The sequence below is a fragment of the Chryseobacterium sp. AG363 genome, assembly GCF_003610675.1.
Lineage (GTDB): Bacteria > Bacteroidota > Bacteroidia > Flavobacteriales > Weeksellaceae > Chryseobacterium > Chryseobacterium cucumeris.
In genome coordinates, this window is the sequence record NZ_RAQF01000005.1 from 147,225 (window position 1) to 160,664 (window position 13,440).

The 13,440-nt window shown below is 34.6% G+C and carries 13 protein-coding genes; 12 read left to right on the forward strand and 1 reads right to left on the reverse strand.

All coding sequences use genetic code 11. From position 1 onward, the window contains the following. Nucleotides 1–6: 6 nt before the first annotated feature. The 12 genes from DEU39_RS19140 (at nt 7) to DEU39_RS19195 (ending at nt 12,729) form a co-directional block, all read left to right on the forward strand. Nucleotides 7–1,368 carry a DUF5458 family protein gene (locus tag DEU39_RS19140; RefSeq protein ID WP_062676366.1) on the forward strand — a complete coding sequence of 454 codons (1,362 nt, stop codon included), beginning with the start codon at nt 7–9 and terminating at the stop codon, nt 1,366–1,368. Nucleotides 1,369–1,446: 78 nt separating this feature from the next. After that, nucleotides 1,447–1,905, forward strand: coding sequence for a hypothetical protein (locus tag DEU39_RS19145; RefSeq protein WP_227944040.1), 459 nt, complete (start codon nt 1,447–1,449; stop codon nt 1,903–1,905). Between the two features lie 377 nt (nt 1,906–2,282). Continuing rightward, nucleotides 2,283–4,808, forward strand: coding sequence for a hypothetical protein (locus DEU39_RS24490; RefSeq protein WP_183037447.1), 2,526 nt, complete (start codon nt 2,283–2,285; stop codon nt 4,806–4,808). Continuing rightward, nucleotides 4,805–5,755: a hypothetical protein gene (locus tag DEU39_RS19155; RefSeq protein WP_120233010.1), complete on the forward strand. Its 951-nt coding sequence runs from the start codon at nt 4,805–4,807 to the stop codon at nt 5,753–5,755. Before DEU39_RS24490 ends, DEU39_RS19155 begins: the two co-directional genes overlap by 4 nt. 47 nt (nt 5,756–5,802) lie before the next feature. Then, nucleotides 5,803–6,348 (forward strand): hypothetical protein, encoded by a 546-nt coding sequence (locus DEU39_RS19160; protein ID WP_120233011.1) that lies wholly within the window; start codon nt 5,803–5,805, stop codon nt 6,346–6,348. 15 nt (nt 6,349–6,363) lie between these two features. Beyond that, on the forward strand, nt 6,364–6,642 hold the full coding sequence (locus tag DEU39_RS19165) for a hypothetical protein (RefSeq protein WP_120233012.1): 279 nt from the start codon (nt 6,364–6,366) through the stop codon (nt 6,640–6,642). 149 nt (nt 6,643–6,791) lie between these two features. Next, nucleotides 6,792–7,826, forward strand: a complete 1,035-nt coding sequence (gene mutY / locus DEU39_RS19170) for an A/G-specific adenine glycosylase (RefSeq protein WP_120233013.1) — start codon at nt 6,792–6,794, stop codon at nt 7,824–7,826. Nucleotides 7,827–7,870: 44 nt separating this feature from the next. Further along, nucleotides 7,871–8,428, forward strand: a complete 558-nt coding sequence (gldD, locus tag DEU39_RS19175; RefSeq protein WP_062676361.1) for a gliding motility lipoprotein GldD — start codon at nt 7,871–7,873, stop codon at nt 8,426–8,428. Between the two features lie 27 nt (nt 8,429–8,455). Next, nucleotides 8,456–9,379: a PfkB family carbohydrate kinase gene (locus DEU39_RS19180; RefSeq protein WP_062676360.1), complete on the forward strand. Its 924-nt coding sequence runs from the start codon at nt 8,456–8,458 to the stop codon at nt 9,377–9,379. 86 nt (nt 9,380–9,465) lie between these two features. Then, on the forward strand, nt 9,466–10,833 hold the full coding sequence (locus DEU39_RS19185) for a peptidylprolyl isomerase (protein ID WP_062676359.1): 1,368 nt from the start codon (nt 9,466–9,468) through the stop codon (nt 10,831–10,833). Nucleotides 10,834–10,999: 166 nt separating this feature from the next. Then, nucleotides 11,000–11,944, forward strand: a complete 945-nt coding sequence (locus DEU39_RS19190; RefSeq protein ID WP_062676472.1) for an NAD(P)H-dependent flavin oxidoreductase — start codon at nt 11,000–11,002, stop codon at nt 11,942–11,944. A 14-nt stretch (nt 11,945–11,958) separates the two neighbouring features. Next, nucleotides 11,959–12,729, forward strand: a complete 771-nt coding sequence (locus DEU39_RS19195; RefSeq protein WP_120233014.1) for an alpha/beta fold hydrolase — start codon at nt 11,959–11,961, stop codon at nt 12,727–12,729. A gap of 64 nt (nt 12,730–12,793) precedes the next feature. Here DEU39_RS19195 and DEU39_RS19200 read toward each other — a convergent pair whose 3' ends face one another. Further along, nucleotides 12,794–13,414: a hypothetical protein gene (locus DEU39_RS19200; protein WP_120233015.1), complete on the reverse strand. Its 621-nt coding sequence runs from the start codon at nt 13,412–13,414 to the stop codon at nt 12,794–12,796. Between the last annotated feature and the right edge of the window lie 26 nt (nt 13,415–13,440).

The window sequence follows — 13,440 nt, forward strand, 5'->3', positions numbered from 1 at the left end:
TAAATCATGGATAGCAAATTACAGGCACAAGAAAGCCAGCAGCAGGGTCAGCAGCAACACGCAGGGCAGCCGAAGGGTAACCCGCTTGCAGAGCTCAATAAAATGGGAGGATTTGGCTTTGTTGAATCCGTTGTAGACGGTATTGCCAATATGAACCCCACAAGAAAGGCAAGAAAAGAAATCTTCCTGAACGATAGCAATAAAGCAGAAGAAAGAAAAGAACTTCTTCAGAAGATCAACCTTTGGGTAAACCTTTTAGAAGGTAGCGAATCTGCTGATAAAATGGCTGATACGTGCAAAAGTAAAGCACAACAGGCCGACGAGAATTTAAAGAAAAACTTAAAAAATACACTGGATGCTGTTCGTATGTTGGAAACCAACTACAGAACAGTAGCCCAATTCTACAAAAATACAGAATTGGATAAAGTGGATAACGTAAGTATCGTGAATGCAAGCCTTGAGCAGGTTTCCGATCTGGATAATCCTCTGTTCATTGATGCTATTTCAGAAGAATTCAAAAATTATTATGACCGTCTTGATCTTAGAGATAACTACTCAATCCTTGCCATACCTGGATATTTAGGATCAAACAAGGTCATCGAGAAGTGGGCAAAAATCTGTAACGAAAACAAAGTAATGATGGTTACAGACTTCGCTAACCTTGATAAGCCAGATGACGTGGTAGATTTATTCCACTCTGCCAATCTTACAGGAGGTGAGCTTCACAGAAGTAACGTTATTATGACGTGTAACTGGCTGGTAGGACGTGGTAAAGCTGAAGAAGTAGGGGAAGAAGAAAACGTAGAGCTTCCGCCTTCCACTTCATTAGCCGGAAAAATCCATAAAACACTGATGTCTCAGGTGGCAGCAGGTAAAAAACATGGTAACATCAACGAAGTAGACGCCGTAAAATTCGAGCTTAAGAAAAGTGAAATTTCTCAGCTGGAAAAAATGGGTCTTGTACCAATGGTTAACGAGTACGGAAAAATTATGGCTTTCTCAGCGAAGACCTTATTTACAGGAGACAATATCGGTCTTCAGACGTATTCCGTAGTTCGTGTATTCGACTATGTAACCAAAGTATTATTAGACTTCCTTAACAGAAGAGCTTTCGAAAACTGGAACGCTAAGAACGAGGATGATTTGAGAAGACAGATTGTAACATTCCTGGATAACATCAAAGGACCGGACAAGCTGATCGAGAAATTCAAAATTGTTCGTTTCGAGCAGGATAGAGTAAACAAAGACAGAGTATGGCTGGATATCCGTATGACCCCTTATTTCCCTACAAAAAGTTTCGTTATTAAATTGGACGGACACAAAGGAGATGATGGTAACGAATGGGATGCAGAATATACTCAGGAGTAATATAAACATACTTTACATAACAAAAACCGATGCAATATTACATCGGTTTTTTTTCAACCAACACCTATGAAATTGAATATGAATAAGAAACTTATCATTGGTTTACCAATGTTATCAATGGTTCTTTTGATAAGTTGTGAAAAAAAATACCAAAGTCCGGGCACTTACGAAAATGATCTTTTCGCACAGGAACGTCAGGAAGGAAAAGCATACATCATGAATGAAGATGAATGTTTTGATGGAAGTGAACTCGTACTTGCAAGTTCAGAGGTAAAACTTTCAGACAGTTCAAAAGGCCGTGGAAAATCATTCTATCTCTATAAAGTAAAATCCGGAAAAGTATTGAAAACAGTAAGAGATTCTACGGTAGATATGCCAATGCTGTTTTTATCTCAATACAAATTAAAGATTAAAAATACAGATTCTATGTATGTGTATCTGAAGAAGCTTGAAGGGTACCGTTTTATAGCCAAAGACAGAAACCTTAAGTATCAGTGGTTAAAAGCAGCTCCGGTATATTCTGTTGAGAAGAATTAACTTTAAATTCAAGTTTTTTATATCACTATGTCATGATTTTTTTTACTTTTGTTTTTGAACAAACACAAACACAAAAACAAAATGAAAAAGAATGTAACCCATATGAGGATATCTCCCTCTATCGTCTCCAACCATTTAATCTGAAAAGTAGTACCTGTCTAAATTGCTTCCGACTGGGAGTTCGTTAAATTCTATCAGCCATGACAGGGAATATTGCCGGGGATCAGAATCCTCGGGTTGGAACAACATGTTCCTACGAAATAAAACCTTCAGTACTTTCATTTGTACTGAATGGAGACTTTGAATGGTATCTTTATAAGAAACAGAAAAACGGAAGCTGGAAAGACATCACCGGAAAACCAAAAACCGGTGAAAAAGTGACATACAACTTTGGAGAAATAGCGCTGGGAGTAGAATTTCAAATGAAGGTGTATGAAATTAAAAAAGGGATTTTACCCGGCCTTCCCGTTACCAGGGAACTGGCTGACAGCCTTATAATTGTTCCTATCAGTAACAAGGTTCCAAAGATTGATAAAGTAGTCCTCTTCAACAGAGGAGTAAAAGATTTCAATAAAGCAAGTTATCATGATATTCTTATCGCACAAGCTCATTGTATTGCGATGTTTAATAAAGAGATTGAATTTCACCTTTGGGAAGATGACGCTCCTGGAAAAGGGCACGATGCCAGTATTAACAAAAACAACCGTCACACACGCAGCTACAAGGCTCGCGTCAATGAAAAAGGAATTGCGGAAGTATCTATTCATTTAATGTCTGATGAAAAAATCCTTCGTCAGATGGCCGATCAGTTTCTGATGAAAGGTGACAGAAATGAAGGCGCCAATCATGAATATTATATTACGGCTACCTACTCCGGGAAAATTCTGGGAGCCAGCCAGGTGAATGTAGAGGTAGCCAACCCTGATTATAAGAGCCAACTTCAAAATCACCCCAAACCTAAGCCGCAGCCTGAGAAACACACACCAAAATTCCCTGTCGGACCAGAAGGTGGTCCTAAACAGCCGGATCCTAAAGGTAATATTATAGAAGCTGTTTTCATTGATGATACAGGAAAAGAGCTTTCCAAAGTAGCGGTAGGAGATAAAGTTAGGGTCAGAATTCACTCCAAGAATATGGTGGAAAAACACATTCAGTATGTCATCTGGAAATATGATTCCACATCCACTCATGAAGTTTATAGAAGTGCAATGATTAAAATTCCTGCCGATGTATACGATACCTCAGGATTTATCATTACAAAAGTGAGTTCTGAAAAAGGAATAGGCTTTCCTATCGGCAATTCGAATTTCTATACACAAAACTATTTTATAGAAATTATCTCTAAAGATCTTTCTGCAGAATCTCAGAAATTTGAGGTAAATTCGGATGGCCTGATGCAGGTGGAGAAGGTGAAGAGTGCGGTGGGAGTACAGAATACGCAAAACCCAGATAAACCAGGAAGTTGTATATGTCAGGAACAGTATAAAGATTTAGTATGGGGAGGAAAAGTAAGTTGTGAGTTTAGAAATAAAGTAGTGCAAATTGCTAAAAATTTAGAACTACCACAAGAAAATTATGAAGGGGCAAATTGGCTAATGACAATTATAGCTCTAGAATCAGCATATTCATTTAGCCCTAAATGTGGTACTTTTAGGAAAAATCCTGATGAAAATAGTAAATACAAATATATTGGATTAATACAATTTGGAAAAGCTGCAGCAGAGGAAATTGGAACAACAAGAACTCATTTGATGTCATTAACTGCAGAACAACAATTAGACTACGTTGAAAAACATTTTAAGAAAAAAATGTATAAAAATCTATTAAAAAATAGAACTGCTCTTTACTTAGCTGTAAACTATCCAAATTCAACAGCCCATGCTTCTGAAAAAAATTATGTTGTTTATGATAGTACGAAAGATGCATATGATGACAACTCAATGTTCAAAAGAGAGACACACGAATTTTGGATTGATAAAAATGGCAAAAAGCAATTTTATAAAGGTAAAGAGGGAAAATCCTATGTTTGGGAATTCGAAGAAGCTTTGAAAGAAGTAGAAGAATTAGGACGATCTAATAAAACAAAGACTTTTACATGCGGCAATAATAGTACAAAAAGTGATAATATTAATGCAAAAGATATTGTAACTTATCATATATATCATGATAATAAAATCGAAAAACATATTCCTAAAAAAATAAAGGAAGGAAATGAAACTAGATATAAATATGTTTATCATGATTCAATAGGAAATGAGCATGAAATAACTACTGTAGATTGGCATACGACTAAAGAAAAGGGTGTTGGACAAGTTTATAACACTAAACCTACTCATTCAAAAGTTCTTTCTGATCAATATGTTTCTGAAGGAAATACATCTAGACGTGTAAAATATGAAAATGGAGATATTGCAGAATACGGAACTCATCCTAAAAAAGGAATCATTTGGCTATTATATAAAGCGGGAAAAAATAATGTTGAATTAATTAAAATGCCAGATAGTTTAAATTATAAAAAAGATGGTGTTTCTATTGCTTATAGCTTTTCAAAAACTCAAAGAAGATATACTGGAGCAGATTCTTTTGCTGGATTTATTGGGTATTTAGCTAAATCTGGATACAAACTAACTACAACAGGTAGTTGTTTTTCTGAAGGCTCAAGCTTTCCAAGTCAGGAACATTGTAATGGAAGAAGTGTAGATACACTTTATTTAGGTATTGTTGAGCAAGATCAAAAGGTAATAGATAGTGCAATATTTTTCCATTTTACAGAAGTTTTAAAGGGTATAAATGAGTACTGTCAGAAGCTAAAAAGAGCTGGTAATGGGGGAAGCCTTCACAATAGTCATTTGCATTCTGGAAATTTTAATAGTAGTGTTATAAAAACAATTAAAGAAAAATGAAAAACCTAATTATTTTATTATCTTTTTTAAGTATTTTTTCTTGCAAAAAAGCGCAAGAGAATGTTTCAAAACCATCTTTCTCCCAAGAAATATCCATTGATAAAAATTGGAATGGTGATAAGTTAATTTCTGATTTGAATTTTGTCAGCTCTATCAATCCTACTTGTAAATTAAAAACTACTTTTTTTAATAGATCAGAAAAACAAATTGAAGAAGATGATGCAAAATGTACCCTATCTAAAATCAAATTCAATTATGAAAAATTAAACTCAATAAATAAAAAAAACATTATTGGAAAACTGGCTTCTAATATAGAACTATTTATTAAAAATAATATTCCTAAAAGCAATAATGCAGATTTAAGTTACCAAACGACATTGTATATTGAAAAAAATAAAACAATAACTGACTCGATTGTTATTTACCAATCTTTTAATTTTTCAGAAGCATTAACTGTAAAAACAAAATATTATTATCTTGATAAAAATGAAATTTATTTATTAGATATCGTAGAAGATGAATCTGGAGTAAATGTTGAAAAATGGGAACATTATAAAATAAATTCTTCAGGCAAAATATCTTCAGTACAACAAAAATCTTTCTCAAAAGATAATAATATTACGAAAACAAATATTGATTTTTGGAAAGGAAAATATCATTTTGAAGCTTCAAATAGAGACGAAGTAAAAACTATTTTTAACATCATAATAAATTCCCTTGAAGATATTTCTATGGATATTACTGAAGAAGGAACAACAAATAAATATTCTAAATTAAAGGCTGAAGAAATTAATTATCAAAAAATTAAAATAAAATATAATGATTCTTCTGATGAGATGGGAGTTATTTACATTGAAAAATCAGACGACAATTACTTTATTTCAGGAAATCCCATATATTTTATCAACCCCGGAAATAATGAAATGCCATTACAAAAAATTAAATAAATAATCCTTACTGTTTCCAAATGTTTGAAAATTAATATAAATGGACAATGATGAAACCCGTTTTAACTTTAGTACCTCTCATTTTCTTTTTTAGTTGTAAAGAAAATAATACGAAAGCCATTAATAGTGATAAAATAAATTTAAAAGAAAATATTGATGAAGAAGATCTACCTTCTTCTTTTAATTCAAATTCAACACAAACTAAAAATTATAGAGTTAACTTTAATAAAAGTGATAAAAATGATCTCATTATTATAGAAAAAAACACAAATGATTATACTTTAAAAGCGCAAACTGATAATAAAGTATTTTTTACAAAAAACATTGATTGTGATTTTATAGAAATAGATACTAATACAAAAAACAAACAAGTTTTCAATTTAATTTTAGGTTACACAGATCAGTATCAAAATACGTCTCGAAAAATTGTTATGCCCGTTTTTTTCAAGAATAATGATTTATTTATTGAAAAATTATTCATCGCAACTTTAGGAATAAGTGCGAAAACAGGTGATGAAAAATGGATGCAAAAAGAGATCTCTGAAAAAATATCGCTCAAACAGCTTGATTTGGATAAAATCCTATCAGAATAAATAATTTAGCATAGGATGAAAACTTTTTTGATTCCATTATCATTACTATTTTTCTCATGTTCATTTGAACAGAAGAAACAGCAGAAAGATATTTTTATAAAAGATAATACAAAATCAAAAAAAACAAATTTTTTAATTTCTCAAAGTAGAAATGTAGAAAATAGTAAATCTTTTGTTATTAGTTGTGGCTGCGGTTGTGCAATGACTTATATTGCTGAAAATATTCTAAATAATGATGCTGCTTCAATAAAAGTTAAATTCAAAGTTGAAATGCATAGGAAGAGATCAGGGTAAAAAATAAATTTATACAATAACAGATTCACAAAAAAACTCCTTCAACATCAAAAACAGGAAAAATAAAATAAACCTATCTTTGCAGCATAGAAACAATGTTCAGGATGAAGAGAAGATCATCTCTTCAATGATTAAAATAAGATTGGTTTTTGGAAAAAAATAGAACAGGTTCAGAGTTCCTTCATATAGGAAACAAGCTTTTGGAGTGGTACAAAAATAATGCAAGAGATCTGCCTTTCAGACAGACAAAAGATCCGTACAAAATCTGGATCTGTGAAATCGTATTTCAACAGACGAGAATTAATCAGGGATTGAATCATTATAATAATTTCATTAAACGATTTCCCGATGTAAAAACATTGGCGGAAGCTGAAGAAAATGAAGTTTTACTCTATTGGAAAGGATTGGGATATTATTCAAGAGCCATCAATATTCATAAAGCGGCCCAGCAGATCATGAACGATTATCAGGGTGTCTTTCCTCACGAATATGAAGAAATTTTAAAACTGAAAGGAGTAGGGAAATATACTGCAGCAGCGGTTTCAAGCATCTGCTTCGGTGCAAGAATGCCTGCGGTTGACGGGAATTTTTACCGCGTTTTGAGCCGTCTTTTTGCCGATGACTTCGATATTTCAAATTCAAGAGCGTTTACCTATTTTTCTGAACTGGCCGCCCTGGTGATGCCGGAAAATGTAGGAGACTTTAATCAGGCCATGATGGATATCGGCTCGGAAATCTGTAAACCGAAAAATCCATTGTGCGGAGAATGCCCTGTAAATGAAGATTGTCTGGCATTTTCCTTGCAAAAAATTTCAGATTATCCTGTAAAAACGAAAAAAGTAAAAGCAGAAGATCTTGCTTTGACCTATTATTTTGTTCATAGAAAAGGACAATTTCTGATCCGTCAGAGAGCAGATGACTTCATATGGAAGAAATTATTTGAGTTTCCCACAGCTATTCCTTCCGATATGGAACCCTTTATTACAGGTTCAAAAACAATTACCCATAAACTGACTCATAAGAATTTAAGCATTGAAATTTGGAATGTCGAGGTTACTTCAGAAAGACAATGGAATGATTTTATCGCTGAAAATCAATACCTGATTACAGACCTTGAAGGCTCTCATGAAAAATCCTTTCCGAAACCTTTGGAAATTTACATTCAAAACGCACTGAAAGACTGAAATTTGTCTTCCGAAATCTGAAATCTAATTTGTACTTTTGCAAAATGATTAAAAAAGTCATTTTTATTTTTGTATCGCTGCTTTTAATTTCATGTGGAAAAGACCCTTCACCAAAACCTTATGGAGAACTGCGTCTTGAATATCCCGCACCGAAATATCAGAAGTTTGAAAACGATTGCGCCTACACCTTTGAGTATTCGGACTTTGCTTCGATTGCTCCAGCGAAGAAACCTTGTTGGTTCTATCTGAACTATCCAAAAATGAAAGCTAAGCTTTTCATTACCTATTACCCTATACAAAACGACTTTGCTGACCATATTAAGGAAGCTGAAAAAATGGTATATGAACATACCATCAAAGCCAGTTCCATAGATACAAAATCCTTTGAATACCCTGAAAAGAAAGTATATGGGAACTTCTATGAATTGAAAGGGCAGAGTGCTTCCAATCTTCAGTTTTACATTACAGACAGTACGAAACACTTCGTGACTGCTTACTTATACTTTAATACGAGACCGAAACCGGACTCTCTTGCGCCTGCAGTGAACTATATCAAAAATGATATGAAACATCTGCTGGACACTTTTGAATGGAAAAAATAATTACTTTTAATATACATTGAAAAATATATGAAACTTTTAGTTGTAGGAAGTGTTGCATTTGATGCAATTGAAACACCATTTGGTAAAACGGACAAAATTTTAGGAGGTGCAGCCACTTATATCGGGATCACTTCATCAATTTTAGGCGTTAAATCCGGAATTGTTTCTGTAGTAGGAGGAGACTTTCCACAGGAACATCTTGATATGTTCACAAACAGAGAGGTAAACATCGAAGGAATTGAAATTGTGAAAGAAGGAAAAACATTCTTCTGGTCCGGAAAATACCACAACGATCTGAATACAAGAGATACTTTGGCTACAGAAGTAAACGTGTTGGAGAACTTTGATCCGAAAATCCCGGATTCAATGCAGGATGCCGAAATTTTACTACTTGGAAACCTACACCCTGGAGTTCAGTTATCTGTACTTGAAAAAATGAACAACCGTCCTAAGCTGGTTATCCTTGATACCATGAACTTCTGGATGGATTCTGCATGGGATATCTTAATGGATATGATTGCTAAAACAGATGTTATTACCATCAATGATGAAGAGGCAAGACAGCTTTCGGGAGAATATTCTTTAGTGAAAGCAGCTAAAAAGATCCACACAATGGGTCCTGAATATGTGATCATTAAAAAAGGAGAGCACGGAGCTTTACTTTTCCATGATAATAAAGTATTTGCTATCCCGGCACTTCCACTGGAAGATGTTTTCGATCCGACAGGAGCTGGAGATACTTTTGCAGGAGGTTTCGCGGCATATCTTGCCAAAAAAGGAAAAATTGATTTCGAAACGATGAAATCTGCTCTTATCGTAGGATCTGCAATGGCTTCATTCACTGTAGAGAAATTCGGAACAGAAAGAATAGAAGAAGTAAACGAAGCAGATATGTTCAGCAGATTGAGACAATTCAAAGAATTAACGACATTTGATGTTGAACTGCAGTAAATAAGTCTTTTTAAGAAATATTTATAATAAAAAATTGAGTGAAATTCGTTAAGAATTCTAAATTTGCAACTTGTTAAAATAGTAAAATGACAAATAAACTAAAAATCACTTTTCTTCTTGGGATTTTCATCATGATATTCTCTTCAAATATGATGAATGCCCAGCTAAAACAAGGAGATCTGGTGGATGGTATTGCAGCTGTTATCGGGGATGAGATTGTATTGGAATCTGATGTAATCGAGCAGATGAATTATGGTAAACAACAGGGAGCTGCCAACACAGACAAATGTGAGTTCCTGGAAAACCTTATCAGCAATAAGCTTCTTGTATACGAAGCAAAAAAAGATACCTTAATTGAAAATCGTTCTGCAGCAATCAAAGAACAGGCTAATGCAAAATACCGTCAGATGCTTTCTCAATTTCCGGATGAGAAAACAATGCTTGCAGCTTATAAGTTCAGAAATGCTTATGAACTGAAAAATGCTATTGAAAAAATTGATACAGACCAGTATTACGGACAGGCAAAGTACCAGAGAATAACTGATAAAGCGGACGTAACTCCTAATGAGGTAACTGATTTTTACAATATGTATAAAACACAGTTGCCACAGGTAAAAGATGAAGTTACTTTAGCTCAGATTATGATCTACCCGTCACTTACAGAAGCTCACAAACAAGAGCTTATCAACAGGTTGAAAAAAATCAAGCAGGATATTATCGGAGGGGAAACTTTTGAAAGCCAGGCAAGAATCTATTCTGAAGATGAAGGATCTGCCGCTAATGGAGGATTATATAAAAATATCAATAAAGGACAGATGGTAAAGCCATTTGAAGCTGCAGCATTGAACCTTCAGGAAAATGAAATTTCAGATCCTATTGAATCTGAATTCGGATTCCATATTATTCAGTTAGTGAAAAGATCTGGTAAAGTATATGATGCGAGACATATCTTGTTAAAAGCAGTACCTACTGATGATGAGATCAAAACAGCAAAAGCAAAATTAGACAGTATAAGAGGTCTTATCGTTGATGGTAAAATGACGTTTAAAGATGCTGCTTTTAAATTCTCTGACGATAAAAGAACAAAATTCAATGCTGGGATCATTCCTGGAGCTGATGGCTCTGATAAAATTGAAAGAGAAAGTATCCCTGGAACAATCAGTTACGAATTGGCAGGATTAAACAAAGGTGATATCACTACTGCTTTTGAAGACGAAGAGAATAAGAGAAAACAAATCAAGATCATCAAAGTTGAAGATGTGATTCCTTCTCACCAGATTACTCTGGAAACAGATTTCAGCAGAATCAAGCAGATGGCGCTGAATAAAAAGAAAAGTGAAATGGTTGAAAAGTTTGTCAACTCAAAGTTACCGACAACCTTTATTTCAATTGACGGACGTTACGACACCTGTAACTTTAAGTCTAACTGGAAGAAACAATCCTTAACAAAATAAAATCAAAACCTTCAGAATTTCTGAAGGTTTTTTTTATAATAAGCTTTAAAGAATAATAAGCTATGATAGAAAATATTGACATATTTTTCCCGGAAAACAGTTGTTTTTATTATTTTTACACATGAGCAATTTTATAGATTTTAACGCTGCAAAAAAACTTCATGACATGGAGGCTACACACAATAGAATTTCACACCTTTTTAATATTAAATATCCAATTATCCAGGCAGGCATGATCTGGCATTCAGGATGGAGACTTGCTTCTGCAGTTTCTAACTGTGGAGGATTAGGAATAATAGGAGCAGGAAGTATGTATCCTGATATCCTGAGAGAAAATATCCGGAAATGTAAACTGGCGACAGATAAGCCATTCGGGGTAAATGTACCGATGTTATATCCTAATATTGATGAAATCATTCAGATCATCCTTGAAGAAGGAGTGAAAATTGTATTTACATCAGCCGGTAACCCGAAAACCTATACGGAAACCCTTCAGAAAGAAGGAATCAAAGTAGCTCACGTTGTTTCTTCCACCAAATTCGCTGTAAAATGCGAAGACGCAGGAGTAGATGCTGTTGTTGCAGAAGGTTTCGAAGCAGGAGGCCACAACGGAAGAGATGAAACCACCACATTCTGTCTTATTCCGAATGTAAAGAAACATATTTCTAAACCGTTAATCGCTGCCGGAGGAATTGCTTTAGGTTCACAAATTAAGGCTGCAATGATTCTTGGTGCGGACGGTGTACAAATCGGTTCCCGTTTTGCTGCTACCCACGAAGCTAGCGCCCATGAAAACTGGAAAAAGAAAATTACAGAACTCCAGGAAGGAGATACACACCTTACGTTGAAAGAACTGGCTCCTGTAAGAATGGTTAAAAATAAATTCTTCAATGAGCTGGAAGATATTTATGTGAACGGAAGAAACAAAGATGCTTTAATCGCATCGCTGGGAAGAGCCAGAGCAAAAAAAGGGATGTTTGAAGGAGATATGGAAGAGGGAGAACTAGAAATAGGCCAGGTTTCTGCTTTAATTGATGAAATTCTTCCGGTGGAAACTGTTTTCAGCCATCTTTTAAAAGAATTTGAAGAAACGAAAATGCCGGTTTTTTAATATGATTTTATTCGATGGAAGGAAGAATAATTGATGTAAAGGGACAAAAATTATATATCGAACACAATAATCAACTTCGAGACAGGCCTACCATTGTTTTTCTGCATGATTCATTAGGATCTGTGCAGCTCTGGAGAGATTTTCCGGCTAAGCTGGCTGAGATCACACAATGCAATACTCTTGCTTATGACCGTTTAGGCTATGGGAAATCGTTTCCTATGCTTACTCATGAGAGGCCGATACATTATATGGAACTGGAAGCAGATCTGTTGAATGATGTATTGACTGAAATGAATATTGATAACGTTGTCCTGTTCGGGCACAGTGATGGGGGAACAATTGCTTTGATCACCGCTGCAAAATATCCCGAAAGAATAAAAGCCGTTATCTGTGAAGCTGGTCATATTTTTGTAGAAGAAACAACTTTAAAAGGAGTTTACGACGCATGGGAAGCTTACAAAACGACCAATCTTCCGGAACGTTTGCAGAAATATCATGGTGATAAAGTAGAAATGCTTTTCAGAGCCTGGACAGAAACCTGGACAAGGGATGATTACAGAACCTGGAATATAGAGTATTTCCTGAAAGATATTACAGCTCCATTGTTATTTATTCAGGGAGAAGCCGATGAATATGGCACATTGGATCAGGTAGAAAAAACAGTTACTCAGGTCGGTGGAAGTGCGGAAAAATATATCATTCCCGGTATAGGCCATACACCGCATAAAGAAGTGCCTGAGCTTGTATTGGAGAAAGCGGCCGGATTTATCAGCAATTATTTCTAATATACAATATCAACAAGACACCTGTTAACGGGTGTCTTTGTTAAATCAACAGATTGATCTATTTTTATTTCAATAACTGTAGCTCGGCAGCAATATTTTCCCTTGCCTGAGCCTCATATTTATCCTTAAAATATTCTGTTTTAAAGGTACTTTCAAGTTCAAGGAAATGTTTGAGCACTTTTTTTCGTCCCGGTTTATAAAGGAAGTCAGGATAAATAGAATACTCTTTTCTGATATTCTGAGTATATTCTGAATAAGTTTTAAAATCTTTACCCAATACAGAAAGATCGGCATCAAGCAGATAATTGGTGTCTTCATTATCGGATTGATGATGTGATTTTGTTGCTAGAATCTGCGCAGAAATGAGTGAAATTCTGTCTTTGTTCAAATGAAGTTCTCCAAGCCTTTTTTCTGCTTTGGCCGCACTTTTTTCCTCATTAGACTTAGAAGAAGCATCGTAGATAACGTCATGGTAAAACACGGAGAAAGAAATGGCTGTAAAATCTGAAATATGGCTTTTCACAGCTTCGAGTTCACTGAACATATTTTCAAGATGAAGAAGATTGTGGTAGTGTCTGCCTTTTTCAGAATATCTGGTTTCAACTTCGTTCCACAGACTGTTGATCAGCTGTTTGTTTTCGGTGAAAGAAGAACAAAGCGTTTCAAAATAGTTTTTCAGATTCATAGAAATAAGATATAAAAAAAGGAACT